Origin of the sequence: Kitasatospora sp. NPDC101235 (genome assembly GCF_044767505.1) — a bacterium.
GTDB lineage: Bacteria > Actinomycetota > Actinomycetes > Streptomycetales > Streptomycetaceae > Kitasatospora.
The window spans coordinates 38,418-64,695 of sequence record NZ_JBIWNZ010000012.1 but is presented as its reverse complement, the minus strand read 5'-3'; the positions used below and the strand labels follow the sequence as shown (position 1 = coordinate 64,695).

24 protein-coding genes are annotated in these 26,278 nt (G+C 73.0%); 6 read left to right on the top strand and 18 right to left on the bottom strand.

Translation table 11 applies throughout. From position 1 onward, the window contains the following. Window positions 1-3: 3 nt before the first annotated feature. Window positions 4-537 (bottom strand): hypothetical protein, encoded by a 534-nt coding sequence (locus tag ACIRRH_RS21000; RefSeq protein ID WP_403069378.1) that lies wholly within the window; start codon window positions 535-537, stop codon window positions 4-6. 85 nt (window positions 538-622) lie between these two features. On the opposite strand from ACIRRH_RS21000, the gene ACIRRH_RS20995 reads away from it, so the two are divergent. Beyond that, complete coding sequence (locus tag ACIRRH_RS20995; protein WP_403069376.1) at window positions 623-754, top strand: hypothetical protein; 132 nt, start codon at window positions 623-625, stop codon at window positions 752-754. A gap of 16 nt (window positions 755-770) precedes the next feature. On the opposite strand, the gene ACIRRH_RS20990 is transcribed toward ACIRRH_RS20995, so the two are convergent. Next, window positions 771-1,994, bottom strand: coding sequence for an ROK family protein (locus ACIRRH_RS20990; RefSeq protein ID WP_403069373.1), 1,224 nt, complete (start codon window positions 1,992-1,994; stop codon window positions 771-773). A 279-nt stretch (window positions 1,995-2,273) separates the two neighbouring features. On the opposite strand from ACIRRH_RS20990, the gene ACIRRH_RS20985 reads away from it, so the two are divergent. Next, window positions 2,274-4,016 carry a SpoIIE family protein phosphatase gene (locus ACIRRH_RS20985; protein WP_403069370.1) on the top strand — a complete coding sequence of 581 codons (1,743 nt, stop codon included), beginning with the start codon at window positions 2,274-2,276 and terminating at the stop codon, window positions 4,014-4,016. A 116-nt stretch (window positions 4,017-4,132) separates the two neighbouring features. Here the strand turns inward: ACIRRH_RS20985 and ACIRRH_RS20980 are convergent, their stop codons facing one another. Both ACIRRH_RS20980 and ACIRRH_RS20975 read right to left on the bottom strand, forming a co-directional pair. Further along, complete coding sequence (locus ACIRRH_RS20980) at window positions 4,133-5,362, bottom strand: trans-sulfuration enzyme family protein (RefSeq protein ID WP_403069367.1); 1,230 nt, start codon at window positions 5,360-5,362, stop codon at window positions 4,133-4,135. Between the two features lie 161 nt (window positions 5,363-5,523). Continuing rightward, entirely contained in the window at window positions 5,524-5,913 is a 390-nt protein-coding gene (locus ACIRRH_RS20975; protein WP_403069364.1) for a hypothetical protein, read from the bottom strand. A 329-nt stretch (window positions 5,914-6,242) separates the two neighbouring features. Between ACIRRH_RS20975 and ACIRRH_RS20970 the strand changes: the two genes are divergently transcribed. Continuing rightward, window positions 6,243-7,802 (top strand): LCP family protein, encoded by a 1,560-nt coding sequence (locus ACIRRH_RS20970; RefSeq protein WP_403069361.1) that lies wholly within the window; start codon window positions 6,243-6,245, stop codon window positions 7,800-7,802. Window positions 7,803-7,882: 80 nt separating this feature from the next. Here the strand turns inward: ACIRRH_RS20970 and ACIRRH_RS20965 are convergent, their stop codons facing one another. From ACIRRH_RS20965 to ACIRRH_RS20950, 4 genes are all read right to left on the bottom strand, one after another. Beyond that, window positions 7,883-8,542, bottom strand: a complete 660-nt coding sequence (locus ACIRRH_RS20965) for a zinc ribbon domain-containing protein (RefSeq protein ID WP_403069358.1) — start codon at window positions 8,540-8,542, stop codon at window positions 7,883-7,885. Between the two features lie 94 nt (window positions 8,543-8,636). Next, on the bottom strand, window positions 8,637-8,897 hold the full coding sequence (locus ACIRRH_RS20960; RefSeq protein ID WP_403069356.1) for a hypothetical protein: 261 nt from the start codon (window positions 8,895-8,897) through the stop codon (window positions 8,637-8,639). A gap of 176 nt (window positions 8,898-9,073) precedes the next feature. Next, window positions 9,074-10,078 (bottom strand): signal peptidase I, encoded by a 1,005-nt coding sequence (gene lepB / locus ACIRRH_RS20955; protein ID WP_403069353.1) that lies wholly within the window; start codon window positions 10,076-10,078, stop codon window positions 9,074-9,076. A 63-nt stretch (window positions 10,079-10,141) separates the two neighbouring features. Beyond that, window positions 10,142-10,738, bottom strand: a complete 597-nt coding sequence (locus tag ACIRRH_RS20950) for a helix-turn-helix domain-containing protein (RefSeq protein WP_403069350.1) — start codon at window positions 10,736-10,738, stop codon at window positions 10,142-10,144. Window positions 10,739-10,861: 123 nt separating this feature from the next. Between ACIRRH_RS20950 and ACIRRH_RS20945 the strand changes: the two genes are divergently transcribed. Next, on the top strand, window positions 10,862-11,215 hold the full coding sequence (locus ACIRRH_RS20945) for a hypothetical protein (protein WP_403069348.1): 354 nt from the start codon (window positions 10,862-10,864) through the stop codon (window positions 11,213-11,215). A gap of 7 nt (window positions 11,216-11,222) precedes the next feature. Here the strand turns inward: ACIRRH_RS20945 and ACIRRH_RS20940 are convergent, their stop codons facing one another. Beyond that, window positions 11,223-11,387 carry a hypothetical protein gene (locus tag ACIRRH_RS20940; RefSeq protein WP_403069345.1) on the bottom strand — a complete coding sequence of 55 codons (165 nt, stop codon included), beginning with the start codon at window positions 11,385-11,387 and terminating at the stop codon, window positions 11,223-11,225. Between the two features lie 159 nt (window positions 11,388-11,546). Beyond that, window positions 11,547-12,710 (bottom strand): magnesium and cobalt transport protein CorA, encoded by a 1,164-nt coding sequence (locus ACIRRH_RS20935; RefSeq protein ID WP_403069342.1) that lies wholly within the window; start codon window positions 12,708-12,710, stop codon window positions 11,547-11,549. Window positions 12,711-13,168: 458 nt separating this feature from the next. On the opposite strand from ACIRRH_RS20935, the gene ACIRRH_RS20930 reads away from it, so the two are divergent. Beyond that, window positions 13,169-14,503 (top strand): NAD(P)/FAD-dependent oxidoreductase, encoded by a 1,335-nt coding sequence (locus ACIRRH_RS20930; RefSeq protein ID WP_403069339.1) that lies wholly within the window; start codon window positions 13,169-13,171, stop codon window positions 14,501-14,503. Between the two features lie 53 nt (window positions 14,504-14,556). Here ACIRRH_RS20930 and ACIRRH_RS20925 read toward each other — a convergent pair whose 3' ends face one another. Beyond that, the gene (locus ACIRRH_RS20925; RefSeq protein WP_403069336.1) at window positions 14,557-15,477 is read right to left on the bottom strand and encodes a RimK family alpha-L-glutamate ligase; all 921 of its coding nucleotides are present in this window, start codon (window positions 15,475-15,477) and stop codon (window positions 14,557-14,559) included. Window positions 15,478-15,719: 242 nt separating this feature from the next. On the opposite strand from ACIRRH_RS20925, the gene ACIRRH_RS20920 reads away from it, so the two are divergent. Continuing rightward, a complete protein-coding gene (locus tag ACIRRH_RS20920; protein WP_403069333.1) occupies window positions 15,720-16,394 on the top strand; it encodes a hypothetical protein in 675 nt (224 codons plus the stop codon). 105 nt (window positions 16,395-16,499) lie between these two features. Here ACIRRH_RS20920 and ACIRRH_RS20915 read toward each other — a convergent pair whose 3' ends face one another. From ACIRRH_RS20915 to ACIRRH_RS20885, 7 genes are all read right to left on the bottom strand, one after another. Then, window positions 16,500-17,771, bottom strand: a complete 1,272-nt coding sequence (locus ACIRRH_RS20915) for an MFS transporter (RefSeq protein WP_403069330.1) — start codon at window positions 17,769-17,771, stop codon at window positions 16,500-16,502. Next, window positions 17,764-18,963 (bottom strand): cytochrome P450, encoded by a 1,200-nt coding sequence (locus ACIRRH_RS20910; protein ID WP_403069327.1) that lies wholly within the window; start codon window positions 18,961-18,963, stop codon window positions 17,764-17,766. Before ACIRRH_RS20910 ends, ACIRRH_RS20915 begins: the two co-directional genes overlap by 8 nt. 39 nt (window positions 18,964-19,002) lie before the next feature. Next, window positions 19,003-19,677: a DUF5825 family protein gene (locus ACIRRH_RS20905; protein WP_403069324.1), complete on the bottom strand. Its 675-nt coding sequence runs from the start codon at window positions 19,675-19,677 to the stop codon at window positions 19,003-19,005. Continuing rightward, window positions 19,658-21,589, bottom strand: a complete 1,932-nt coding sequence (locus tag ACIRRH_RS20900) for a RiPP maturation radical SAM C-methyltransferase (protein ID WP_403069321.1) — start codon at window positions 21,587-21,589, stop codon at window positions 19,658-19,660. The genes ACIRRH_RS20905 and ACIRRH_RS20900 overlap by 20 nt, the downstream gene beginning before the upstream one ends. Before the next feature lie 79 nt (window positions 21,590-21,668). After that, window positions 21,669-21,830: a hypothetical protein gene (locus ACIRRH_RS20895; RefSeq protein WP_224281105.1), complete on the bottom strand. Its 162-nt coding sequence runs from the start codon at window positions 21,828-21,830 to the stop codon at window positions 21,669-21,671. Beyond that, complete coding sequence (locus ACIRRH_RS20890) at window positions 21,827-23,701, bottom strand: prolyl oligopeptidase family serine peptidase (RefSeq protein WP_403069318.1); 1,875 nt, start codon at window positions 23,699-23,701, stop codon at window positions 21,827-21,829. The genes ACIRRH_RS20895 and ACIRRH_RS20890 overlap by 4 nt, the downstream gene beginning before the upstream one ends. A 327-nt stretch (window positions 23,702-24,028) precedes the next feature. After that, the gene (locus tag ACIRRH_RS20885; RefSeq protein ID WP_403069315.1) at window positions 24,029-25,942 is read right to left on the bottom strand and encodes a B12-binding domain-containing radical SAM protein; all 1,914 of its coding nucleotides are present in this window, start codon (window positions 25,940-25,942) and stop codon (window positions 24,029-24,031) included. Window positions 25,943-26,278 lie beyond the last annotated feature (336 nt).

Below are 26,278 nucleotides of genomic sequence, written 5' to 3'. Positions count from 1 at the left end.
GACTCAGGCCTGCCAGTGCGGCTTCCCGCTGACCATCCGGCAGTAGATCACCCGGCCACCGGCGTCGTGGGTGCTCTTGCCCAGGTCCGCGTTGCGGCAGAACTGCCCGGCCTCGTAGCAGTTGCCCGCGTTCGAACGGATCTCGCACCCGGTGCCGGCGCCGGCCGCCGCGGGGGGTTCCGGGTCGGTCGGCGGTTGAGCGGTGGTCACCTTCGGCTGCGGCGCCTTGGTGACGGGCGGCTGCGGCTGGGCGCTGGGCTGGGCCGGAGGCGCGACGGGCGGGGGCGTGGCCGCCGGCTCGGCCGGCGCAGTAACGACCGGGGCCGGGGCCGGCACGGCGGATGTCGCCGGCGGGGTGGGCGTCGCGGTCGTGCCGGCGGCAGCCGTGGTGGCGGCGACGGTCGGCGTGGCCGAGGCGGTGGCACCGCCGTCGGCCGCCGACGGGTCGCAACCGGTCAGCGCCAGGCCGACGGTGAGGACGAGTCCGGCGAATCCGGCCAGGCCGGCCCGGCGCCGACCGGGTATCCGTGAAGGCATGGGAGGAGAACGCTCCGTTCCGTTTGGATGAGTCGTGCGATTCAAGCAGGAATCGCACACGCACCGTCCACGGAATCCCCACTCGTTGGCAGATCGAGACCTTCCGGCCACCGAGCGTCGCCGCCCCGCGTTCACCGGCCGCCCTCACCACCCGGTCCTCGGCGCCCACGGCCTGACCCCGGCCACCCGGCTGACCCCGCCAGCCATCACCGGCTGACCCCGCCGACCCGCCGTCAGCGCAGCCCCGCCGTCCGGCGCTCGAACACCTCGGGGCGAGCGGTCTCCAGCGCCGTGGAGACCGCGCCGAGGAGCACCGCCTCCTCCCCCAGGAGGCTCGGCGCAAGCGTCGGACGCATCGGGGCGAGCCGGTGCAGGGCCTGCTCCAGCGGTTCCAGGAGCAGGTCCGCGCTGCTGCCGATCCCGCCGCCCAGCACCACCAGGTCCGGATCCAGGACGGCCGACAGCACGGCCACCGCGTAGGCGAGCCGCTCGGCCTCCCACTCCACCGCCCGGACCGCCGCGGCTTCCCCGGCCCGGGCCCGCTCGAACACCTGCTTCGCCGTCAACTGCCGCACTGCGGACTCCCCGTCCGCCCCGAAGTGCCGGGCGGCACGCACCACGGCGTCCGCGGCGGCCTCCTGCTCGATGGTCGCGGCCGGCTCGCCGGCCCGCCCGGGCAGCGGGACCAGACCGATCTCGCCCAGCGCGCCGTGCGCACCGAGCAGCAGCTCGCCGTCCTTCACCACACCCAGGCCGAGCCCGGTGCCGACCAGCAGGTAGGCGAACATCCGACTGCCCCGCCCCGCGCCCAGGGTGTACTCGCCGAGCGCCGCCAGGTTGGCGTCGTTGGCCACCGAGACGGCCGTCCCCAGGCCCTCCCCGATCCGGTCGAACAGCCCCGGCCTGCCCCAGCCGGGCAGGCTGCTGGCGTAGCGCACCCCGCGCCGCTGCTCGTCCCACACCCCGGGGGTGCCGATCACCGCGTGCACGATGTCCCCGGCAGCCAGGCCCGCCTCGGCGGTCGCCTCGTGCGCGGCGGCGACCACGGCGTCCGCGACGGCGTTCGCCGAGCGGCCGCGGTTGGCCACGTCCCGGCGGGCGACCACCGTCCCGGCCAGGTCCGCCACCGCCACCCGCAGCCGGGCCCGGCCGATGTCCACGCCGAGCACGTGCCCGGCCGTCGGGTCGACCTCGTACAGCACGGCCGTGCGGCCGCGTTCGGGGGCCAGCCGCCCGGCCTCGCGGACCAGGCCGGCCCGCTCCAGCTCGGCCAGCGCGGCCGAGACGGTCGGCTTGGACAGGCCGGTGTCCCGGGCCAGCTGAGCGCGCGAGGAGCCACCGCCGGTGCGCAGCAGCTCCAGCAGCAGCCACTCGTTGTTGCTGCGCAGCCGCTGCCGGTTCCACGGCACCCCGGGGGCCCCGGCCGCCGGGCGACTGGTCGGCTGGTGGGGGCTCATCGGGTTCCTCCGGTCTGGATCTTCGGGCGCGGGTCGGGATCGGGTACGGCCGGGTGGGCCCGGCCCGCGGCGTCCGGGGCCGGGCGCCGCCGCCCAAGTATGACCGGAGATCATCCGGCGTTCGCCTGCCGTATCCGTACGGCCCCGCAGGCGACCCCGTGGACGTCTCGGGGAACGCCGCGCGGAGCCGGCCGCACCTCCGTTACAACACTGTCTCCGGCCAGTCAACGTTTCACCCGCATGTGGGCGTGCCGCGCCCGGGCGCATGATCATGGGCGTATGCACTTCCGGCACGGCAACCGAGCGAAGGGCCCGCGGCCCGCGGCACCGGACTCCCGGTCCCTGGCGGCCACCGCGGCGGCCCTCGCCGCACGACTCGGCGCGATCACCGGCGATGACGGCGACGACGACCCGGAGCGGCTCCGCGAGGTCCTCGCCGCCGCCCCGGTCGGCGTCGCGCTGCTCGACGAGCGGCTGCGCTGGCAGTACCTGAACGCGGCCTTCACCGCCGCCACCGGGCTGCGCCGCGCGGACCTGCTCGGCAGGGCTGCCGGGACCACCGCCTTCGCCGGGGCCGTCGGCATCCTGCGCCGGGTCCTCGCCGACGGGCTCGCCCGCGAGCACGCCACCGGCGGCCCGGACGGCGCGGGCGCCCCCGTACCGCCCGGTCTGCGGGTGCGCTACCGGACACTGCGGCGCTCCGGGCGGACCACCGGGGTGATCGTCGTCGTGCTGGACGACCCCGACCCGGCCCGCGATCAGCTGCGCGAGCTGGAACAGGCCCGGGCCCGGCTCGCCCTGCTGGACGCCGCCGCCGAGCGGATCGGCACCACCCTCGACGTCGGCACCACCGGCGCCGAACTCGCTGCCTTCGTCGTGCCCCGGCTCGCCGAGCTCGCCACCGTGGACGTGCTGCCGCCGCAGGCCGAACCCGCCCGGTCCGGCAACGGCGCGCCCCAGCGGCTGCACCGCGCCGGCGCCCGGTCCGTACCCGCGCTGACCGCCGCCCTCGCCGAGCTGCCCAGGCCCGGCGAATCGATCCGCCACCGGGAGGGCTCGGCCGCCGCCCGCAGCCTGGCCGGCGGCATCGCCGTGCTCACCGAGCCCGGGCCCGAGGACGTCTGCCCGGCCGGGACGACCTCGCTGCTGGTCCTGCCGCTGGCCACCCGGGGCCGCCTGATCGGGCTGCTCACCCTCGGCCGCACCGCCGCCGGCCCGGCCTTCACCCCGGACGAGGCCGCCCTGCTCGGGGACCTCGCCGCCCGCGCTGCCACCGCCCTCGACAACGCCCGCCGCTTCGCCCGTTCCCAGGGCATCGCCCTGGAACTCCAGCGGGCCCTGCTCAGCGAGCCCGGCAACCCGCACCAGAATCTCTCCCTCGCCTCCCGCTACCTGCCCTCCGGGAGCACCTCGGTGGTCGGCGGCGACTGGTTCGAGACCGTCCGGCTGCCGTTCGGGCGCACCCTGCTGGCGATGGGCGACGTCATGGGGCACGGGGTCGAGGCCGCCGTCGACATGAGCCACTACCGCTCCGCGCTGCGCGACCTCGCCGGGATGGACCTGCCCCCGCACCGGATCCTGCGTCAGCTCGACAGCATCATCTCGGCCGACGACTCCGCCCGCCCGGCGACCTGCCTGCTGGCTCTCGCCGACCCGGGCCGCGGCCGCTGGACCCTCTCCAGCGCGGGCCACCTGCCGCCCGCCCTGATCGCCTCCGGCCGCCCGACCGAGCTGCTGCGCGTCCCCACCGGCCCGCCGCTCGGCACCGGCCTCGGCGGCTACGAGCCGACCACACATCCGCTCCTGTCGGGCGAGACCCTGCTGCTCTACACCGACGGCCTGGTCGAACGCCGGGGCGAGGACATCGACGTCTCCCTGGAGCGGCTCGCGGCCCTGAGCCTACCCGCCGCCGGGGACCTCGACGACCTGCTCGACGCCGTCCTCCACTCCCTCGTGCCGCCCCCGACCCCGGTCGCCGAGGACGACATCGCGCTCCTGGTCGCCCGGCCCCGGCAGCGCTGACGGGGACCCAGCGCACCCGCGTACGGCACGCTCCGGCACCGGGGGCAGCTGCCCGGGTCCGCGTTTCCGCCCTGCCGGCTCCCCCGGAACTCACACCGTGGGCTCACACCTCGGGCTCACACCTTCGCCAGCGCCCGCTGCACGTCCGACCAGATGTCCTCCGGGTGCTCGATGCCCACCGACACCCGCACCGTTCCCGGGCCGATGCCCACCGCCGCCAGTTCCTCGTCCGACAGCTGCCGGTGGGAGGTACTGGCCGGGTGCAGCACCAGGGTGTGCACGTCGCCCAGGGACGGGGCCAGCGAGGCGAGCCGGACGGACTCGGTGAACGTTCCGGCCGCCTCGCGGCCGCCGGCCAGGTCGAAGGCCAGGACGCCGCCGTGCCCGTCGGGGAGCAGGCGACGGGCGAGGTCGTGGTCGGGGTGCGTGGGCAGGCCCGGGTAGTGGACGGCGGTGACCGCGGAGTGGGCGGCGAGCCGGCCGGCCAGGTCGAGCGCGGTCTCGCACTGGCGACGGACCCTCAGGGCGAGGGTCTGCATGCCGCGCAGGGTCAGCCAGGCGGCGAACGGGTCGGCGGAGGCGCCGAGTTCGAGCGAGCGCCGCCAGACGCGGTGGTGCAGCTCCGGGTCGGCGAAGACGGCGATCCCGCCGAGGACGTCCGAGTGGCCGCCGAGGTACTTGGTCACGGAGTGGACCACGATGTCCGCGCCGTGCTCGATCGGGCGGCACAGCAGCGGGGTCGCGAAGGTGTTGTCCACCACGCTCACCACCCCGGCCCGCTTGGCGACGGCGATCAGCCCGGGCAGGTCGGTGACCCGGGTGGTGGGGTTGGAGACGGTTTCCAGGAGCAGCACGCGGGTGCCCGGCCGCAGCGCGGCCGCCACCCCGGCGGGGTCGTCGCCGCTCACGTAGGTGACCTCGACTCCCCAGCGCTCGGTGAGGTCGGTCAGCGCGCCGACGGTGCCGCCGTACAGGCTGCGCTGGGCGATCACGTGGTCGCCGGCGCGCAGCAGGGCGAGCAGCGCGGTGTTGATCGCGCCCATGCCGGAGGCGGTGGCGAGGGCGCCGGTGCCGCCCTCCAGTCCGGCGACGGCCTGCTCAAGCGAGCGGACGGTGGGGTTGCCGAAGCGGTTGTAGAAGAAGGCGCCGTCCGGTCCGCCGTGGGCCTCGGCGAGCGCGTCGCCGGTGTCGAAGGCGAACAGGTGGCCCTGGTGCAGCGGCACGCCCAGCGGACGGCTGCCGGTGACCTCGGCGAGCGGCGGGTGGACGACCCGGCTCTCGGCGCGCAGCTCGTCGTTCTCACGGGGGGTCGTGTGCGGGGCCCCATCGGGGTGGAAGTCGTTCATGGTGCTCATCCTCGGGCGGCCCCGGCACCCCGGCCAGGGCCAATCGCCGTCAAGTGGCCCGCCCCGGGCGGTCGTTCCGGCCCGACCGCCCGGAAGGCGGCGGCGAACGCCCGGGTCGCGGCCGCGCGCGGCCGGCGCCGGCGGCGCACGACTGCGAACGGCTACTTGCGACGGCTGAAGATCCGCTTGGCGGCGTAGATGATCCCGACGATCAGCAGCACGAAGAACAGGATGATCAGGATGATCACGACCAGCAGGAACTTGCCCAGCTTGGCGAAGAAGCCCTTCTTCTTCTCGTCCTTGGCCGCGAGGTGTGCGGCGTCGGCGGCGGACGCGGCACGCACCTCGGTGCGGACCTCCCGGCCGGCATTCGCGGCGGCCGCGCCCGCGGCCGCAGCGCCCTCGCCCGGCGTGCCCGGGTTCGCGGCGGCGGCCGCAACGGTTCGGGGTGCGGCCACCGCCGCCGCCCCCGATGCCGCGGCGGTGAGGCCGACGGCGGCCAGCAGGGCCACCAGGGCGCCGGCTATCGAGTGTGCGATCCGATCAGTCATCGTGCTCCCTCTGCACTGGTGCGGAGCAGCGCGGACCAACCGATCTGACCAATTTCTCATGGCCTGACCAGCTGGTTTTCTCATTCGCGCCTAGTATGCTCCACTGAAGTTCTACAGCGGTGTAAAAGTTTAGCGCGGGCCCTGCCAGGATCGGCTCCGGCCCCGGGCCACGCGAGCCCACCGCTTCGCCGGGGGCTCGCGTGGCAACTGTGGAGGATGACGACGTGTCTGGCCGCAAGGGTTCCCCCGAAGCCGAGAATTCGCCGCACCGGGCGGGAGGGCGCCGGGCCGCCGGCCGGAGAAGCGGCAGAAACCCGGACCCTTCGGACATGGCGGACGGTCGCGCGGAGGGCCGGGCCAAGAGGAAGCCCAAGCGCAGCACCAAGGAGAAGGTGCTCTGGGCGACCGCCAGCTGCACCGCCCTCGCCGTCCTCGGCGGCGGCGCCCTCTACTACCGGCTGAACAGCAACATCAGCACCTTCGACGGCGACGCCCTCAGCAAGGACCGGCCGGAGGCCGCGGCCCCGGACGCCCAGGGCCGCACCCCGGTCAACGTGCTGCTGATCGGCTCGGACAGCCGCGGCAACGGCAACAGCGACCTGGGCGGCGGCGGGGACGGCGGCGCCCGCTCGGACACCGCGATCCTGTTGCACGTCTACGCCGACCACAAGCACGCCGTCGGCATCTCCATCCCCCGCGACTCCCTGGTCACCATCCCGTCGTGCAAGCTCCCCAACGGCAAGTGGACCAAGGAGCAGACCAATGTGATGTTCAACAGCGCCTTCTCGGTCGGCGACAGCGACCAGGGCAACCCGGCCTGCACCCAGAACGCCGTCGAGAAGCTGACCAACCTGCGCGTCGACCACACCATAGTGGTGGACTTCAACGGCTTCGCCTCGATGACCACGGCGGTCGGCGGCGTCGAGGTCTGCCTGCCGACCGACATCCACGAGGGGGACCTCAACCCCAACCTCGGCCACAAGGGGAAGCTGCTCTTCGCCAAGGGCAAGCAGAAGGTCGAGGGCCAGTCCGCACTGGACTACGTCCGGGTCCGGCACGGCATCGGCGACGGCTCCGACATCGGCCGCACCAAGCGCCAGCAGGCCTTCCTCTCCTCCCTCATCAAGGAGGTCAAGTCCCGCGGCATGGACCCGACCACGCTGCTGCCGCTCGCCGACGCGGCCACCCGGTCGCTGACCGTCGACCCCGGCCTCGGCTCGGCCGCGAAGCTGCTGTCCTTCGCCATGTCGCTCAAGGACGTGGACCTGCACGACATCAAGTTCCTGACCGTGCCCTGGCGTTACGAGGGCCCGCGGGTCGCCCTGGTGCACCCCGACGTGGACCAGCTGTGGGCAGCGCTCAAGGCCGACCGCACCATCGACGGCCAGGACGCAAGCGCGCCGGCCGCCGCCGACCCGGCCACCCCCACCGCCACCCCCGCCGCCACTGCGCCCGCCGCGGCCGCGCCCGACCCGACGCCCGCCCCGGCCGCCAAGGCCGCCGACGTGAAGGTCTCCGTGCTCAACAGCACCGGTGAGACCGGACTCGGCGGCCGGGCCGCGGAGGCCGTCAAGGGCGCCGGCTACACCGTCGCCGGTGTCGGCAACGCGGCCGGCAAGCCGCGCAGCACCACCGTCGTCGAGTACGGCACCGGCGAGCGCACCGCCGCCGAGGCGGTCGCCAAGCTCTTCCCCGGCGCGACCGTGCAGCCCGGCGGCCGGGGCGTCAGCGTCGTCCTCGGCCACGACTTCGCCGCCGCCAACCCGGCGAGCGTCAACGCGCCGCCGCCCGGCGGTGCCGCCACCGCCCCGGCCCCGCTGCCCACCAGCGTCAGCGGCGCCGCCCGATCGGCCGACGACGACCCCTGCGCCAACCTCTCGTACGGCTGACCCGGCCCCACCCGCACGACGGCGGGGCGCCTCCGGACCGTGGTTCCGGGGGCGCCCCGCCGTCGTGCGTCCGAGGGGTGTCAGCGCCTCGTCCCGCAGGACGGGCAGAACGCGGCACCGTCCGGGACGTCCTTGTGGCAGCTCGTGCACTGGACGGGCTGCGCCAGTCGGAAGCCGCAGCCCGGACAGAACGGCGTGCCGTGGGTCTCGGTGTGGCACTGCGGGCAGACCAGCTGTCGCGGCGCGTTGACGTCGAACTCGGCACCGGACTGCTGACCGGACTTGTACGCACGCTCGGTGACCGTGTCGTTGAGGCCGCGGTGCTGCGCCGCCACCGCCTCGGCCGCGGTGTCCGGGGCGCAGGTGTGGCAGAGGCCCTGGGCCGGGTTGAAGCACTGGCCGCAGACGTAGTGGGTGCACCGGGCGCAGCGGTTGAAGTGCGTCTGGGCGTTGGCGATCGCGCGCTGGAACGCGGCGTCCCGCGAGGTGCCCCAGGTCTGGCCGGCCAGTCCGTCGGCGGCGTTGCTGATGGTGTTGGCGTTGCCGCCGATGAGGTTCCAGGCCGCGCTGACGCCCTTGCCTATCCAACCGGCCATCTGACCGGTCCGGAACGGCTCGAACGGCGAGCGCCAGGTGTCCGAGCAGCGGTAGCAGTAGAACTCGAACTGGAAGCCCGCACCGGTGCCGTGCTGCTCGCACAGGTCACGATGGTTGCTGCTGAAGTAAATCTCCGAAGTCACGTCGTCCCCGGTCGCTAAGTGGCCTGTCAGCGGTCGCTCCCAGGGACGATAGGGCCCACCGAACGGTTCCGCCAAGAAACCGCGACCGACCAGATCAGAGCCCCGAGACCGGCAGCAGCAGCACCCGCGACGGGTCGAACCGCTGCCAGAGCGCGGGCTGTCCGCTGCAGCCGATCCGCAGCCGGCACCAGCGCTGCCCGGCCGCGTCCTGCCACCACCCGCTGACCCGTCCGAGCGCCCAGGCACCGTCCCCCAGGTCCACCTCGACCGGCTGGTAGACCCACTGGACGTCCCGGTCCGCCGGTTCCGTTCCCGCCGGACCTGCGGCGCCCCCGGGACTGCACTGACTCTCCATCACGGCTCCGCCTCCCGACTCCGGACCCGGCCGCCGGACGCCCGCTCGGGGCGGCCGGGCGGCCGGGGGTGCAGCTCACCTCCTGAACTCTACAGGCGTGTAGAGTTCAGCGGGAGGAGTTCCATCGAAGACGATCGAACCGGGCCGGCTTGTCGGAGTGCGGGGGTGAACCGGCCTCAGCGGTCCTGCCGCGCCCGAGCCTTGTACGCCGACGCCTTGCGCACCGACTCCTCGCGCTTCGACCGCCGCCGCTGCCACACGGCGAGCGGCACGATCCCGGCCAGTGCGGCGGCCGCCGGCGCCGGCGGCGCCTCGAACGGTGCACCGACCGCGCCCGCCGCCCCGGCCGGCACCTTGTCGAAGGTGTCCGGGACCGGCAGCGTGGACCAGTCGGACAGCGGCCAGGCGACCACGAAGGCCCGGCCGACCACGTTGTCCACCGGCACGAAGCCGTCGCCGCTCTCGTTGTGGTGCCAGCGGGAGTCCCGCGAGTTGTTGCGGTGGTCGCCCATCACCCACAGCTTGCCCTTGGGCACGGTGACGGTGCCGACCGGATCGTTGTCGCAGGGCGTCGAGCCGGGGAACAGGTACGGCTCGTCCAGCGCGACGCCGTTCACCTTCAGCGGCGCGCCCGCCTCGCAGACGACGGTGTCCCCGCCGACCGCGATCACCCGCTTGATCAGGTCCTTCTCGTCCGCCGAGGGCATCAGGCCGACGGTGCTGAGCGCCTTCTGGACGGTGCCCATCACGGAGCCGCCGGTGGTCGTCGGGGCGCCCTCCAGCCAGCCGCCCGGATCGCGGAACACCACCACCTCGCCACGCTCGGGCTCGGCGCCGAACCACGGGGTGAACTTGTCGACCAGCACCCGGTCGCCGATCGCGAGGGTCTGCTCCATCGAGCCGGAGGGGATGGAGAAGGCCTGCACGAAGAAGGTCTTGATACCGAGCGAGAGCACCAGCGCGATCACCAGCAGGATCGGCAGCTCCTGCCAGAACGGGCGCTTCTTCCGGGGGCGCTCGGCATCCTCGCCGGTCTTCCCGGGAGCACCGGCACCCGCACCCGCGCCCGCGCCCTCCGTCACCGCGGTGCCCGTACCCGCCGGCGCCCGGCCGTCCCCGGCCTCCTCGCGCTCCCCGGCTCCGTCACTCTCGCCGGACTCCGTGCTCTGCTGCACACTCATTTCCTCGGCCCCTCCCGACGGCCTGGCGGGAGCCGGAACGAAGACCCCCTGTCAGGAACGAACCTACCGAACAGAGGTTCCCGGCCGCGCCCTGACGTGGATGCGCTCGCCCTGCGGTCCGAACAGGCTGAGGAACTCCACCGCCTGCGGGCCCGCGTTGCCGAAGGCATGCGGGGTGCGGGTGTCGAACTCAGCGGCCTCACCGGCCGTCAGCACCAGATCGTGCGCGCCGAGCACCAGCCGCAGCCGCCCGGACAGCACGTACAGCCACTCGTACCCCTCGTGGACCTTCAGTTCCAACTCGGGCCCGGCGTTCCGGCCCGGCGGCACGATGTGCTTGTAGGCGTGCAGCCCGCCCAGGTGACGGGTGAGCGGGACGATGGTCTGGCCGTTCCTGGTCACCGGGCGCGGGTGGATCCGCGGATCACCGGTGGCCGGGGCGCCGACCAGTTCGTCCAGCGGCACCCGGTACTCCCGGGCCAGCGGCAGCAACAGCTCCAGCGTCGGCTTGCGCTGCCCGGACTCCAGCCGGGACAGTGTGCTGAGCGAGATGCCGGTGGCGGCGGCCAGTGTGGCGAGCGTGGTGCCGCGCTCCCGGCGCAGCGCCCGCAGCCGCGGGCCCACCGTGGTGAGGACGTTCTCGAACTCTTCGTCAGCCATGCCTGCCATTTGCCGCTACGGCAAGCATCGTTGTCAATCCGGCACACGGGTGAGGTCCTCGTCGTCACCCCTGCGGGTCACGACCGCCCGGACGCGCCCACGGGTCGGGCCTATCCTCCCGTCATGCTCATCCTCCTCACCCGGGACAGCGTCGCGGCCGGCGACGACGCCGACGCCCCCCACGCCCTGACCGTCACGCTCCCCGACGGCCTGGACACCCCGACGGCGCTCACCGCCCTCGGGCTCCCCCGGCCCCGGCTCCCGCTGATCGGAGGCGGCCGCGCCACCTGGGTGGTGCGCGGCGCCGACGGCACCCCGCTGGCCGTCCTCGCCCAGCAGTGGGCGCAGCCCCGTCCGCTCCCGGCCGGCCAGGGCCCGCTCGACCGCCTGGCCGGCGCGGACGGCGCCGTTCGGCTGCACGTCGAGTACCGGCGCCAGCTGGACCCGGACACCGAGTACGAGCGCCTGCTCGGCTGACCGCAGCTCAGGGATGCCGGTGCTTCCCCCAGTACGGGAACTCGCTGTCGTGCACCGCGTCCGCGAACGCGCCCCACCAGTCGGCGAACACGAACAGCACCACGCCCACCGCCCCGCCCAGCAGCAGGCCGATCGCCAGCGCCGCCACCAGGATCCGTACGATCGCCCCCACCCGGGCCTCCTCCCCGTCCCCGGGAAGGCTTCCCCGCCGGCCCCGAATCGGCACCGGACGTCCTTGGACCGAGGCCGAGTCGTCACCGTCCGGTGAGGAACGGGGACCGCCGGACGGTACGCACGCGGCCCGCCCGCAAACCGGGCTCCGGGGCCCGGCCTACAGCCAGTCCCGCTTCTTGAACACCAGGTACAGCCCGGTACACACCAGTGCCATCAGCCCGATCGCGAACGGGTAGCCGAAGGCCCACCTGAGCTCCGGCATCTTCTCGAAGTTCATCCCGTACACCGTGCCGATCAGTGTCGGCGCGAAGAGGATGGCCGCCCAGGAGGAGATCTTCTTGATCTCGTCGTTCTGCGCGTGCCCCGCCTCGGCGAGCTGCTTCATCTCCTCGTTCTGCCGCTGCGAGACCAGCGTCGCGTTGACGGTCAGGATGTTCTGGAGCATCTGCCGGAAGCCGTCCACCCGCTCGGCGGCGTAGGTGGCGTGGTCGGCGACGTCGCGCAGGTAGCGCTGGAGCTCCTCGTCGGTGCCGTACTTGCCGAAGCCCGCCTCCAGGCTCTTCATGATCTCCAACAGCGGGCGGGTGGCACGCTGGAACTCGATCACCTCGCGGGACAGCTCGTAGATGCGGCGGGAGACCTGCGGGTCGCCGCCGAACACCTCGGTCTCGATCTCGTCGATGTCGTGCTGGAGGCCGGCGATCACCGGCGCGTAGCCGTCCACCACGGCGTCCAGCACCGCGTACAGCACCGCCTCCGGGCCGAGCGCCAGCAGCTCCGGGTCGCCCTCCAGGCGGCGGCGCACCGCCGACAGGTCCGGGGCCTGGGAGTGGCGGACGGTGAGCACGAAGTCGGGGCCGACGAAGAGGTGGATCTCGCCGAAGTCGACCTCCTCCGCCTCGTCCAGGTACCGGGCGGCGCGCAGCACCACGAACAGGGTGTCGCCGTAGCGCTCCAGCTTCGGCCGCTGGTGGGCGACGATGGCGTCCTCGACGGCCAGCTCGTGCAGGTCGAACCGGTCGGCGGCCTCCAGCAGCTGCGCCTCGGCGGGGCGGAAGAGGCCGATCCAGGCCATCGTGCCGGGCCGGTCGGGCAGCCTGCGGTAGATGTCGGCGAGGTCGGTGGGCGCCTCTATCCGGAGGCCGTCCCGGTAGACCGCCGCGTCCACGACGGAACGTTCCAGCGTCACCGGCTCCACGGGCTGGTCCGGGCGCGGGTCCATCGAGTGCTCGGGCGCCGGCTGGTCGTCCACGGGCCGGACGACGGAACGGGAGAACGGACGCTTGCTCGCGCGCACGGCGCGCACACGCCAGTCGGACATGGCGGAGACCTCCACGGTGGATGCCCGGCCGACGTACGGGAACACGGCGGACCGGAGGCGCCCGGCCGGCCGCCACGCGCACGGCGTGACCGGCGGCGCCTCGCCGGGAGGACGAGATCAGTGCCGCGCGGGAGCCGTACGGGAGGAGGTGTGCCGGGGGCCGCGAGTGGTGCGGGACAACCGGGGGCGGGGCCGACTTCGGCCCGTACTACTGCACTCCACGGCTCTCACCTCCTCGCCTCCGCGCGCTCACGCACCGGGAGAGGCGCCAGCACAACCCCGTCGAGTCTAGTACCCGCACGCCCCGGCCTCCGACCGGGGCCCTTCCGACACCTGCCCGGGCGGCTTCAGCCGCACGACCGCTCCTGGCCGAGATCGTCAACGGCCTTCCTGCCGGCGAGTGTTCGTCCGGAGCGAAGTGATCACGCGGAGACGACCGCGCCACTACGCTACGTGTCATGACTTCTTCGAACGGGGCCCCGGGGCGGGGTACCGCGGTGGTGATCGGCGGCGGGCTCGCGGGGTTGGCGGCCGCATGGGCGTTGCGGGGGTTCGCCGAGCGGATCGTCGTGGTGGAGCGGGACCGGTACCCGGCGGGGGCGGAGTTCCGGGCCGGGGTGCCGCAGGGCCGGCACGCGCACCTGGTACTGGAGGCCGGGCACCGGCTGCTCGAGGAGATGATGCCCGGCATCAATCAGGAGCTGATCGCTGCGGGCGCGCGGCGGGTGGCCGTCTCGGACGTCAGGTGGCTCTGCTCCGCCGGGTGGCTGGCCGAGTACCCGGCGCGGATGGGCTTCCTCTCCTGCACCCGGCCGCTGCTGGACGCGTTCGTGCTGGACAGGGTTCGCGCCCATCCCGCGATCGAGTTCCTGGAGGGGACGGACGCGGTCGGGCTGCTCGGCTCGGCGACCGCGGTGACCGGGGTGAAGGTCCGCGAGCGCGGCCCGGAGCGCAGCGAAGTCCGTGGGATACCGGCCGAGTTGGTGGTGGACGCGACGGGCCGCTCGACCTCGGTGCCGAAGTGGCTCGCCGAGCTGGGCTGCCCGCCGGTGCCCGAGGAGCGGGTCGACGCCGGCGTCGCGTACACCTCCCGGATCTTCCACCGCCCGGCCGGGTCCGACCTCGGCGACCAGGCGGTCTACCTCCAGACCAAGGCGCCGGACGCGCAACGGATGGGCGTACTGCTGCCGGTCGAGGGCGACCGCTGGATCGTCAGCCTCGCCGGGATGCGGGGCGCCGAACCAGCGGCCGGCGAGGAGGGGTTCGCCGAGCACCTGGGCCTGCTGCGCGACCCGCTCCTGCGCGAGATGCTGCGGGACGCCGAACCGGCGGGCGAGGTGCGCGGCTTCCTCCCCGGCCCGGGCGTGCGCCGACGCTACGATCGCGGCTGCCCGGACGGCCTGGTGGTGGTCGGCGACGCCGCGAGCACCTTCAACCCGGTGTACGGGCAGGGCGTGACCGTCGCCCTGTTCTGTGCCCGGGAGCTGCGTCGCACCGCGAAGCGGCACGGCGGCATCGGGCCTGCCACGGCGCGGGCCGCGCGGCGCGCCGTGACGGCGGCGTCCAAGCTTCCGTGGATGATCTCCTGCGCCGAGGACGCCCGCTTCGGCGCCACCACCGGCGCGCCGTCCGGCGCCCTGATCGGGCTCCAGCACCGCTTCTTCGACAAGGTCCTGGCCGCCAGCACCCGGGACCCGGCGGTCACCGCGGCCTTCCACGAGGTGATGTCGCTGGTGGAACCGCCGTCGCTGCTGTTCCGGCCTTCGGTGCTCTCGGCGATCCTGCGGGACTGAGGGGGCCGGGGGTCGCCACGGGGCCACGGGGCGGCCCGGGGGCGCTGCGGATGCTACTCGGTGAGGTGCGCGGCGACGTACGGCAGCGCCACCTGCTCCAGGCCGCGGCGACCGAAGGCGGGGTGGACGTTGACCTCGAAGACCACCCCGCCGCTCTCGGCGGCGAGGTCGACGCCGGCGAGGTCGAGCCCCAGGCACGCGGCCGCCGCGATGGCCGTCTCCGCGAGCCCGTCCGGCAGTTCGGTGTAGTCGAGCAGGGTGGAGACGGCGCCCCGGCTCTCGTTGCAGGGCGCGTCCGGGTCCGCCTGGACGTGTTCGACCGCCCGGACCACGCGCCCGTGCAGCACCACCACCCGGTACTGGTGGCGGCGTCCGTCCGGCAGGAGGTTCCGGGCGTCGCGGGCGATCAGCCAGTCCGTCCCCGCCCGCGCGTAGTACCGCGCAGCGGCGTCGAGCTGGGCGCGGGTGGTGACGTGGAAGACGTCGTCGCCGCCCATCCCGATGCAGGGCCGGGCCCAGACGTCGCCGCCGAGTTCCGCGAAGGCCTCGGCGGCGGCCTCCGGGCTCGGCTTGGAGAGCGCGATGCTGGGCATGTGCGGCACGCCGTCCCTGACGAAGCGGGCGACGGTGATGTCCTTCTCGGTGGCCGCCCGCCACGCCTCGGCGTCGGTGCCGAGCGAGCGGGCGCCGCATCCGCGCAGCCGGCGCTGGCAGTCCTCGAAGGCGCGGCGCCTGTGCGGCGGGATCTCGTAGACGATCACCGTGTCGGCGGTCACCGTCCGGCCGCCCGCTTCCAGCCGGAACCCGCCCGAGTCGTCGGCCTCGATCAGGCCGCTGCCTCCGGTCATGAAGTGCCGGGCGTCCAGGTGCACGGGTTCCCGCCCGGTCAGCGTCCGCGCGGCGGCGGCGAGCACCTGCCGGCTGCCTTCGGTCGAGCCGTGATCGGTCAGGAGTACGAGGTCACGTCGAGCCATGCGGACATGCAAGCGATTGCGACGTGATCACGACAAGATGGCCTCGTGCGCCAATCTCCGCGCGGCGTGGCCGAAACCCCGTCGCCGCGGGCGGGAGGGAGCGACGCACAGCCGAGGCTCTGACCCCGGCAAGCCGACTGTGTCACAACGCAGCAAACCGACTTCGTACGAACGCCGAATAGAATCCCGCTGGCCGAGCAGGATGCCTGGCGATGGCAGGGCCGGGCGAGAAGGGGGGCGCCATGGGGCCCGTACCGGGCGCGCGGGAAGAGCTGGACCGGCTGGGCCAAGCCCTGCGGGCGCAACTGGTCGAGCTGATCGATGTCTTGGCCCCCGGCAGCGATCTGAGCCTGCTGTTTCTCGACGAGCCGGAGATCGCCGACTGGCACGAACCGCTCCGCTACCGGTACTCGGCCGGCGGCTTCAGGGGGAAGCGCCCCCCGAATGTCAGTACCGCCGACATCGTGTCCCGTGCGGCCACCCTGCTCGACTCGGCGGGCTGGGAGGTCGCGACGTCGCAGGAGGACGCCAGCGGGACGCCCCGCGTCGTGGTCACCGGCCGCCACGACGGCTGCAGCATCGAGATCCGTGTGGCCGACCACGGATCCAGCACGTGGTTCAGCGGGCAGACACCGGCGATGGCCTTGTACGAGCCGGAGGAGTTCCAGCGGCCGGAGCCGGTGCACACGGCCGAGACCGTCACGGCCGGATACGTGCTGTGCTACGAGTGCGACGGTCTGGGTTGGTGTTACGACTGCGGGGGACGCGGCTGGATGCCCGACGAGACCCACGGGCGGAGAAACTGCCCCGCATGCCACCGGCGCCGCGTCTGCGTGATCTGCCGGGGCGCGGCACAGCTCTCCGTCTCCGAGCTGTCACCGTACCAACGCGGCTATTACCCCGAATTGGGCCGGTAGCGGGGAAGCGGTCCGGGGAAACGGCCGGTCGAATCGCCGGAACCGCGTCCCGGGCCGGTCGGTCGCAAAGCCTGGCAGAACCGCACCACCGCACGGGTGGTGGCCTCACAGCTCGCGGATCTCACGCCTGGTCAGCGCGTACCCGAACGCGCCCAGCAGGCAGAGCCCGGCCGTCGCGAACACCCCCCGACTCCCGAAGGCGTCCACCGCCGCGCCGGCCGCGATCACCGAGACCGGGAAGACCCCCAGCCCGCAGAAGGTGATGGCCGCCATGACCCGGGCCAGCAGCGCGGGCGGGGTGCTCTTCTGCACGCCGGTGACGACCAGGACGTTGGTCACCGTGCTGGCGCCGCCGGCCAGGCAGAGCAGCAGCACGGCGCCGACGAGGCCGGTGAACGGCACCAGGCCGATCGCCGCACCCATCACCAGGCCGGAGAGCATCGCCGTGCGGCCCCGCGAGCGCAACTCGGTGAGGCCGGCAGCGAACAGGCCGCCGACCAGCGCGCCGCCGGTGAACGCGGCCAGCAGCAGGCCCAGCCCGACGGCACCGGCGGCGAAGCCGTGGGTGGCCAGGGTCGGCAGGGCGACCCGGGTGGCGCCGCCCACCGTCAGGTTGGCGATCACCGTCACCGTCAGCACCGCGCGCAGCAGCGGCGAATCCCGCAGCAGGCCGCGGAAGTTCCTCGGCACGGAGGCGCGTTCGGAGATCGGGCCGGATGGTGCGACGAGGCTGCCGCGACCGATCAGCAGCAGCGTCGCCGCGGACACGGCGAAGGTCGCCGCATCCAAGCCCAGTGCGGCGGCCGGGTTCAGCCAGGCGACCAGCGGGCCGGCCACTGCCGGACCGAGCAGACCGGCGCCGAAGGTGACCGTACTGTTCAGGGCGTTGCCCGCGTGCAGGTCCTCGGCGGGCAGGAGGGTCGGGGTGATCGCCCAGGCGGCCGGCAGGAACACCCCTGCTCCGAGGCCGACCAGCAGCGCGAGCCCGCCGATCAGCCAGAAGTCCGCCGCCCCGCCGGCGGCGGCCGCGCACAGCCCGGCGGTGGCGAGCAGCCGGCCGAGGTCGGCGGTCAGCATCACCCGCCAGGCGCCGAACCGGTCGGCGAGTATCCCGCCGAGCGGGGTGGCGGCCAGCCGTCCCGCACCGTAGGCGGCGACCACCAGGCTCAACTGGCGGGCGCCGCCGGCGAGGGAGTAGACCAGCAGCGGCAGGGCGACCACCTGGAACGCGTTGCCGAACTCCGAGGTGGCCTGCCCGATCACCAGCAGCCGATAGCCGCGCGAGCGCAGCGGCGCGACGCCGATCCGGGGGCGGAACCGCGACAGCCCCGCCGCGCCGCCTGCTCCCGCGCTGCCCGTCCCCGCGCCGCTAGCCATCGAGCGAGACCGGCAGAGACTCCAGGCCGCGCAGCATGATCGTGTTGCGCCAGGGCAGGGTCTCCTCCGCGACGGCCAGCTCGATCCGCGTGAAGCGCTCCAGCAGGCCGGTCAGCGCGACCTCGCTCTCCAGCTTGCCGAGGAAGGAGCCGAGGCACCGGTGCAGGCCCTGCCCGAAGGCCAGGTGGCCCGGATCGCCCCGGTCCAGGATCAGCCGGTCGGGATCGGTGAAGCGGGCCGGGTCCCGGTTGGCCGCGCCGAGCGAGAGCAGCACCAGCTCGTCCGCCGGGATCTCCACGTCGTCGACCATGACGTCGGCGTTCGTGAACCGCAGCGTGGCCATGCTCACCGGAGAGTCGTAGCGCAGGAACTCGTCGATCGCGACCGGCATCGCCGCCGGGTTGGCGCGCAACCAGGCGAGCTGGTCGGGGTGGTGGAGCAGCGCCAGGGTGGCGGTGCCGAGCAGGTTGACGGTGGTCTCGTGACCGCCGATCAGCAGCAGGAAGACCATCGAGAACACTTCCTGCTCGGTGAGTTCACCGGCGTCACAGGCCTGCACCAGGTCGGTCAGGATGTCCGCGCTCGGTGAAGTCCGCCGGGCCGTCATCAACTCCCGCAGGTAGTCGTTCAGTTCGGCGGCGGCCTGGTCGAACGTCAGGTCGCCGCCCTGGGTCAGGATCGCCGTCGACCAGGTGCGGAAGGCCTGCATGTCCTCCGGGGGGAAGCCCAGCAGCTCGCAGATGATCATGATCGGCAGCGGGAAGGCGAAGTCCGTCACCAGGTCGGCGGTCTCCCGCCCGCGCAGCCCGTCCAGCAGGCCGCCGGCGATGCGCTCGACCAGCGGTCGCATCAGATCGACCCGCCGGCGAGTGAAGACGCCCTGGATCAGCCGGCGCAGCCGGGTGTGGTCCGGTGGGTCGCTGTTGAGCATGTGGACCACCTCCGAACCGAGCGTCAGGCCGGCGCCCCGCCCGCTCGCGATGGCCTGGCTGCGGCGGACGTCCTGCCCGAAGCGCGGGTCCAGCAGCGCGGCCCGGACGTCCTGGTAGCGGGTCACCAGGTAGACCGGCAGGCCCTCGCCGAACTCCACGACGGAGACCGCGCCGGCCTCGCGGATCCGGGCGAGCGTGGGGTGGGGGTCGCGGATGAAGGCGGACATCCGCGCGGCGGCGGCGTCGACCGCGGTGGTCATGGATCTCTCCTCGGGCTCGAAACTCTCGCAGCTACGCAGCTACACCGTCAACGACGGGAAGGGCCAGCGGCGCACCCGCATGGGCAGGAACCACGCGCGGCCGGCCTGTTCGGCGATCAGGCCGGCCTCGGCGAAGTCCCGGTGGACGGCCTCGGGCAGCAGGCCGGCCTCGACGCCCTCGGCCAGCGCGTCCACCTGTGCCAGGTGGCCCGGCTCGTCGATGGTGAACAGCTCCAGCGTCCCGAACCGGCGGTCGCGCACCTCGACGAAGCCGGGGCCGCGCCGGAAGACGCACTTGCTCGGGTAGTACGTGGCGCGCCAGTCGGCGAGGACGTCCTGTGGGTCGCCGGTCAACTGCTCGGGCGGGTACAGGTGGTGGAACCGGCGCTGCGCTGCGCAGCCGTCCGTGCAGACCGCCTGCCAGAGCACGGCCAGCCCCTGCCCGGTCGCCTCGCGCAGCAGCATCAGCGCCCGCGCGGAGGCCGCCGGCGCGTCCCGGCAGAGCCGCACCGGCTCGGTCAGCCGCAGGCAGCGGACCCCGGCGCGGTGCAGCTCGGTGACCTCCGCCTGAGCCGGGCCGGGCAGAATGCGGCGACCGAGCGCGAAGCCCGGCAACTCCCGGGCGACGGGGTCGTAGTCGAGCCAGAGCTCGACCTCCGGGCCGGCGGCGCGCCAGGAGGCGGCGTCGGTCCGTTCAGCCGATCGTGACGGCATCGAGCACCTCCTCGGTGCGAGGACGGACGGCGGCGGGGCCGTGCCGGTGCTGCATCCGCATCAGCACCTGGTTGTCGGACTCGACGGCGACCTGCAGGAAGCTGTCCCCGTCGTGGAACAGCAGGCCCAGCGCGGTGAAACGCTCCAGCACCGGCTCGACCACCGCCGCGCCGCCGGCGACCCTGGCGGCCAGCGTGGCAGCCGAGCGGGGCTGGGCCAGCAGCCGGAAGACGGCGAGCTCGACCGGGTCGGTCAGCTCGACCACCCGCCAGTCGTACCCGGGCCGGGTGTTGACGAGCACGATCCGCCCGTCCGCGTCCCGGTAGCTGAGCCGGCTGTCGGGGAACCGCGCGAGCCAGGTGTCCACGGCCGCGCTCAGCCGCTCCGCGAGGTCGCCGCCGATCCCGCGCGGCGGTGCGGTGAACACGTAGGCCAGTTCGGCCAGTTCGCTCTCGGGAAGGCGGTAGGTCGCACGGTACTGGAAGGCCGGCCGGGTGATCGCGAAGCCCAGTTCGGGGCGGTCGAAGTACGGGCTGAAGCGCTCGATCGCGATCCGTCCCGCTCCGGTCGGCGGGTCCAGGTGGTGCAGCACGGGCAGTTGGCGGATCACCGACTCGTAGTCGTCCGGCTGCTCGCCGGGGAAGCCGTAGAGGTAGTTCCAGGTCACCGAGACCCCGGCGCTCTGCGCGTCCCGCAGCGCGCGGACGTTCTGGCAGCCCGTCACCCCCTTGTCCATGATCCGCAGGACCCGGGTGCTCAGGTTCTCGATGCCGGGCTGCACCTGGGCCGCGCCAGAGTCGCCCAGGAGCTGGAACTGGTGGCGGCGCAGGTTGGCCTTGATCTCGAAGTGCAGCCGCAGGTCGACCGGGAGTTCGGCCAGCGACTTCAGGACGGTGTCGAAGTAGCCCATGTCCAGGATGTTGTCGACCACGTAGACGTCCAGCAGCTGGTGGCGTTCGGCGAGCGCGAGCACCTCGGCGAGGAAGTCCGCCGGCGGCTTGGAGCGGAACTCCATCGAGGAGCCGTTGAGCCCGCAGAAGGTGCAGTGGTGCTTCTCGCCCCACCAGCAGCCCCGGGAGCCTTCGAGGACCAGCTTGGGATCGACCCAGCCGGCCGCGACGGAGGCGTCGAGCCGCTCGAAGAAGCCGTCGTAGCGGGGCGTCAGGATCGCCGCGGGCGGCAGTGGACGCTTCGCCATCTCGTTGGCCGTCGACTTCCCGGAGCCGTCGCGCCAGCACAGTCCGGGGACCGCGGAGAGGTCGCCGCCTTCCAGGAGTGCCGGGAAGGCGGCCTCGCCCTCGCCGCGCACGACGTAGTCCAGGAAGGGGAAGTTGCGGTGCAGCGCGGCGCCCTGCGGACCGTCGCAGTTCGCGCCGCCGAACACCGTGCGCACCTGCGGGCACCGCTGCTTGAGGAGCCTCGCGGCGGCGAGGCTCGCGGTGTTCTGCTGGAAGGTGGTGGTGAAGCCGACCAGGTCCGGTGGGTCGGCGGCGAGTTCCTCGACCAGTCGGGCGATGAACGCGGGGGCGATCGCGCGGGTGGCCCGGGTCAGCGCGATCTCCTGCTCGCTCGCGCCGTTGGCGGCCAGGTGCTCGAAGTAGCTCGCGAACTCGACGGCGCCGTCGGTGCTGTCGTCGCCGTCCTCGGTGCCGGGGGCCGGGGCGTCGTCACCGTACAGCGCACCGGCGAACGCCCAGTCGCCCGCGCCCTGGAAGTAGGACTTCTCGGAGAAGTACTGGTAGTCGTCCACGCCGAAACCCGCGGTCTCGGCCGCCCAGTCCACGAAGTCCAGGTTGGCGTACCGCACTTCCACCTGATGGCCGGCGCGTTCGGCGGCGGTGTGCAGGATCCCGAGCGCCAGCGACGGCACGTCGATCGCGCCCCAGGGCATGTGCAGCAGGACGATACGCATGATGGCCACTTCTGTTGTTCGCAGGCGGTCGGTGAGGTGTCGCTCCGGGGCATCGCAGATGCCCCGGAGCGACGGAGGATCACTTGCCCTTGGGTTCCGGCTTCGGCTTCCGCTGCCCCTTGGGGGCAGGCGCGACCGCCGTGGCCTTGGTGATGTCGAGCGCGAAGTTCTGGACCACCACGGCGCCCCGGTCACGCTCCGGGGTGCTGATCGGGTCGTTCTGAACGCTGCGTCGCTTCATGGCTGTTCACCTCCTTCCATCCGCTCGGTGGGGACCTCGGGGCAATCGCCCCGAGGTGGTCGGGGGTGCGGTGCTGGCCAGGCGTGCCCGGCGAACCGGACCATCGCGGCCAGCACCGATCGGTGGTCGGCGGTCCGGCGGCTGTAGTGGCCGCCGTCCACCCAGAGCAGTTCGTGCGGCACCGCCAGCCGGCGCAGGTCCGCGGCGTACCGGGCCACCTGGTCGGGTGGGCACCGCTCGTCGGTCCGCGAGGCGACGAGCAGGACGGGCGAGCGGACCTGGTGCACGTACGATCGCGGGTCGGCCGCTCGGTAGCGCTCGGGAACCTCGTCCGGGGTCCCGCCGAAGAGCTGCCGGTCGAGCTCGCGCAGTGCGGGGGTGGTGGTGCGGTAGGTGGCGGGGTAGTCCGCGATCGGTTGAGCGGCCATGCCGAGTGACCACAACTCCGGCTGCGCGCCCATCGCCAGCAGGGTCAGGTAGCCGCCCCACGAGAATCCGCACAGGCCGGTGCGCTCCGCCAGCGCCGTACCGTCGGCGACCAGCTCCGCACGGACGGCGGCCAGGTCCTCGATCTGCGCCAGCCCGACCCGGTGGCCGTACTCGTGCTGCCAGCGGGCACCGTAGCCGGTGGATCCGCGGTAGTTGGTGCGCACCACCGCGTAGCCATGGCCCACCAGGGCGTTCACCCGCGGGTCGTAGGAGTCCCGGTCGTGGGTGGCGGGGCCGCCGTGGACCAGGAAGAGGGTCGGCCACGGGCCGTGGCCGACCGGGGTGCTGACGAAGCTGTGGATCCGCCCGTACGGCCGGGGCGTCCAGCGCCGGCTGCGGGAGGTGTCGCCCCGGTCCGGATCGAGCTGGTGCGCAGCCTCCGTGCCGGGGCGCAGTACCAGTGGGCGGGGCGGTGTCGACTCCCGGCTCCAGACGCAGTGCAGGGTGCCGTCCGGGGCGCAGGACAGGTCGTGGATCGTGCCGCCGGGTGTGCTGATCTCCCGGACGGACGGAGCCTGTTCTGCCGGTCCCCGGCCCACCGATCCTTGCTGCGTCGCCCCCTGCTGCGTCACCCCCTGTCCTGTCGGCGGGTCGAGGTCGGCGAGGAGCAGTCGGCTCCGTCCGGCCCGCTCGTGCTGGATCAGCACCCCGCGCGGCCCCTGGTACCAGCCGGCCGATATCTGCGAGTCGAACGAGAGTCCCGGGTACCTGTGCAGCCCCGCGCCCGCCCGCCAGGTCGCGACGGTGTACCGCTCGTCCTCCTCGACCACCAGCAGCAGCTCCGGTTCGAGTACCGCGAGCGGGTTGAACTCGATCGGCCAGAGCCGCAGTCGGCGGCCCCCGGCGAGCCGCAGCTGACCGTCCGCCTGGGTGTCCGTCGGCCACAGGACCACTGCGTCGTCCCCGTCGGGCCGCCCGCCGAGGGCGAGTAGCCGACCGTCCGGCGACAGGTCGGCCAGGCTCAGGTATCCCGGCGCCGAACCGATCAGCCGCGCCTCGCCCGCGGGCGGTCCGACGTAGCAGTGCGAGGCGCCGTCGACGCCGACGGCCACCGCCGCGAGCGCGCCCGTCCGGTCGAAGGCGACGCCGTACGCCCGCCCGCGCGGCACGCCGTGCAACGCCGCGCCGCCCGGTCCGCCGGCGAACGGCTCGCGCCGCCACCGCCCCTCCCCGGCACTGTCTGCGTCGAACCACCAGATGGCGTCGCCGTCCGGCTCGATCTCGCTCAGGTGGACGCCCCCCGGTCGGTCGGTGACCACCCGGCGCCGACCCGTCCCCAGGTCCCAGGCCACCGCCTGCCAGCGCTCCTCGACGAGCCGTGTCTCGACCGCGCGGTCGGCCACCAGCGCGGCGAAGCCGGGGGACTGGAACGCCTGCGTCACGGACCCGGCCCTTCCGGCTCGATGGTGGGAACAGGCTGCGCTGAACGTCCCGAGGCCAGTGAACTGGCGTGAAGGTCCAGTGAACCGGCGTGAAGAAAAGACCACTTGTGGAGGATCGCGGCCACTCTAGGGGGGGTGCCGTGGCCGCGAACAGACCTTTCGCACAGTTGGCCGAAAGACGGCTGAAGTGAACACCGGCCGGACCTGGTCCTGCCGGAGAAGGCCTGGCCATGGGAGGACGACGAGGTCGATCCGGACGATCCGCGCGTCCGGGCCGCCTCTACCACCCGTGGCTCGGTGGTCCTCGGACCGGAGGACGGCCGGTCGTTACACGGCCCCGATCATCCCGGCATCCAACAGGTTGCCCAGCAGGGCACGGGTTGCGGTGTCCCCGATCCGTTCCACCAGGCTGCCGACCGAGAACCCCCGGCCGTCGAGGTAGGGGTGCAGCAGGACCGCTGCCGCCCGGGGGATGACGATGCGCTCCTTGCCGATGATGTGAGTGCAGACCATCTCGCCGTCCCGGTCGATCAGGTCGAGGTCCTCCGTGATCAGCCTGAAAGACGCATCGGGACCCATATCCGAGAGGAAGGACCCGACGGGGGCTCCGGAGCCCCTCCCGTCGCGCCGGTTCACGCGGCGGGCGAAGGTCCGGAACCGGGCGTACACGTCGGCCCGTTCCTCCACGGTCATCGCCGGATCAACGCTCGACATGTGGTTGAGGGAGTACTGCGCCTGGCTCTCCGCCGAGATGTCGGCCACAGGGATCAGACCGAACCGGTCCGGAGCGCGCCCGATGTTGGAGGACCTCGTCGGCTCGAACGGGAACACGGAGACGGTGTGGAGACAGTCTGCCAGCGCCTCCACATCCGCGAGGGACTCCAGAGCCTCTTGATACGTCGTACTGGGCAGATCCGGGATGAGGTTGACGCTGAGCCTCATCCCGGCGGCGCGCGCCTCACGCAGGAATCGCTGGTTCTCGGCCCGGTCCGCCGACTTGTGGACCAGCTGCAGCACGCGCGTGGTCATCGTCTCCATACCGACCACCAGGTAGCGGCAGCCCGCCTGCACCATCAGTTCCAGCAATTCGCGGTCGAAGCGCCGATCGACCATGGCGAAGGAGTCCCAGGTGATGTCGATGCCCCGGTCGATGATCAGCCGGCTGACCCGGCGGGCGAAGGCAGGCGGGATCGACTCCGTGATGAAGCTGAATTCGCGGATCCCGTAGCGGGCGGCCAGCTCCTCGATGTCGGCGACCACCGCCTCGGGCCGGCGACCGCGGAAGGGCGGGCTGCCGTCGTAGAGCTCGACGAAGTCGCAGTAGTCGCACTTTCCCCAGTAGCAGCCACGCGCCTGAGTGACGCTGAGCTTCCGGACGGCGAGCTTCGCGACATCGGTGGCCGGATAGTCCGGTGTCGGGAGGGAGTTGAGCGCCGGCCCGGCACCGGGCGGCACGTGCTGGACGGCACCGTCCACGAGAGCCGATACACCGGGCACGCGACCGGGCAGCCACTGTCCCGCCCGAACCTGCCGCGCCAGTTCCAGCAACGGGAATTCACCATCGAACCGCACTGCGGCGTCGACGGCCCGGTGGGTGGCGAGGAGTTCGTAGAGGGCCGGCAGGTCCATCAGGCTGAGGACAGGGCCGCCGAGGACGATCCTGACGTCGGGCCGGGCGGTCTTGAGCGTCTGGGCCAACAGCAGCGCGGGAACGAGTTGCGGTCCCATGGGGACCGAGATTCCGACCAGCCCGACGGAGTCCGGTACGGCGCGCTCGCACTCGGCCCACTCCAGGAACGCGGAGTGGAAATCGAGCGGGTGCGTGGCACGGCGGCGCGCAGTGATGGCGGAGAGGGCCGCGGCGTCGGGATCCACGAGGAACGGGTGAGCAAGCTCTTCCACCACGTATCCGACCTGGGTGGTACGGCCCAGCAGTCGGGCGCCGTTGGCGTCGGTCAGCCGATCGCGCTGACGCGCCGCCCAGCGCGCACAGCTGGCAATGAGGGATTCGCGGGCGACACCGGGCACGCCTCCGGCCGCCAGCCGAGCGAGGTTCCTCTCGGTGAGCAGGTACTCGGCAAACTCCGAGTTCAGATCTCTCTGAACCGACGAGAAGCCGTGCTGCCGCAACCAGGCGGCCAGTACCGCGGTGGACGGATAGAGGCTGCCGAAACTCGATTCAACCAGCGGAGGAAACAAGAGCATTACCTCTGGCTTGTCTTCTACCTTGCGAATCGACACAAAGCCTCCGTTTTGCCCGGCATGCAAAAGTTTAACCGCGAGAGCGGACAGGCGCGCATTTCGTTGCCGACCCGCACCTGCCCGCTCTCAGTGCGCCCTGAATGCGGCTGCCTCAGCCCCTGTGGAGGTGCACGAGGGACAGCGTCTCTTCCAGCGGCTCCCGCCTGAACTCGAGATCAGCAGGCGTGGGAACCCAGTCCTCACTGGGCGCCGCCACTGGTTCGGCGAGAACGGATGCGTCGTTTCCCATTTGATTCAATTCCCCTCGGTCCGATTCTGGAATTGCCGCTAAATAATCCCCCGGCAGGTCGCGAACGTCAATCCTTGCATGGGGAT

Bases quoted from the DNA above. Each gene is read 5' to 3' on its own strand.
- ACIRRH_RS20985 (WP_403069370.1), top strand. From the start codon at position 2,274: ATGCACTTCCGGCACGGCAACCGAGCGAAGGGCCCGCGGCCCGCGGCA.
- ACIRRH_RS20920 (WP_403069333.1), top strand. From the start codon at position 15,720: ATGGGGCCCGTACCGGGCGCGCGGGAAGAGCTGGACCGGCTGGGCCAA.
- ACIRRH_RS20915 (WP_403069330.1), bottom strand. From the start codon at position 17,771: ATGGCTAGCGGCGCGGGGACGGGCAGCGCGGGAGCAGGCGGCGCGGCG.
- ACIRRH_RS20980 (WP_403069367.1), bottom strand. From the start codon at position 5,362: ATGAACGACTTCCACCCCGATGGGGCCCCGCACACGACCCCCCGTGAG.
- ACIRRH_RS21000 (WP_403069378.1), bottom strand. From the start codon at position 537: ATGCCTTCACGGATACCCGGTCGGCGCCGGGCCGGCCTGGCCGGATTC.
- ACIRRH_RS20950 (WP_403069350.1), bottom strand. From the start codon at position 10,738: ATGGCTGACGAAGAGTTCGAGAACGTCCTCACCACGGTGGGCCCGCGG.
- ACIRRH_RS20900 (WP_403069321.1), bottom strand. From the start codon at position 21,589: ATGCGTATCGTCCTGCTGCACATGCCCTGGGGCGCGATCGACGTGCCG.
- ACIRRH_RS20970 (WP_403069361.1), top strand. From the start codon at position 6,243: ATGGCGGACGGTCGCGCGGAGGGCCGGGCCAAGAGGAAGCCCAAGCGC.
- ACIRRH_RS20910 (WP_403069327.1), bottom strand. From the start codon at position 18,963: ATGACCACCGCGGTCGACGCCGCCGCCGCGCGGATGTCCGCCTTCATC.
- ACIRRH_RS20905 (WP_403069324.1), bottom strand. From the start codon at position 19,677: ATGCCGTCACGATCGGCTGAACGGACCGACGCCGCCTCCTGGCGCGCC.
- ACIRRH_RS20975 (WP_403069364.1), bottom strand. From the start codon at position 5,913: ATGACTGATCGGATCGCACACTCGATAGCCGGCGCCCTGGTGGCCCTG.
- ACIRRH_RS20945 (WP_403069348.1), top strand. From the start codon at position 10,862: ATGCTCATCCTCCTCACCCGGGACAGCGTCGCGGCCGGCGACGACGCC.
- ACIRRH_RS20930 (WP_403069339.1), top strand. From the start codon at position 13,169: ATGACTTCTTCGAACGGGGCCCCGGGGCGGGGTACCGCGGTGGTGATC.
- ACIRRH_RS20895 (WP_224281105.1), bottom strand. From the start codon at position 21,830: ATGAAGCGACGCAGCGTTCAGAACGACCCGATCAGCACCCCGGAGCGT.
- ACIRRH_RS20960 (WP_403069356.1), bottom strand. From the start codon at position 8,897: ATGGAGAGTCAGTGCAGTCCCGGGGGCGCCGCAGGTCCGGCGGGAACG.
- lepB (WP_403069353.1), bottom strand. From the start codon at position 10,078: ATGAGTGTGCAGCAGAGCACGGAGTCCGGCGAGAGTGACGGAGCCGGG.
- ACIRRH_RS20990 (WP_403069373.1), bottom strand. From the start codon at position 1,994: ATGAGCCCCCACCAGCCGACCAGTCGCCCGGCGGCCGGGGCCCCCGGG.
- ACIRRH_RS20925 (WP_403069336.1), bottom strand. From the start codon at position 15,477: ATGGCTCGACGTGACCTCGTACTCCTGACCGATCACGGCTCGACCGAA.
- ACIRRH_RS20935 (WP_403069342.1), bottom strand. From the start codon at position 12,710: ATGTCCGACTGGCGTGTGCGCGCCGTGCGCGCGAGCAAGCGTCCGTTC.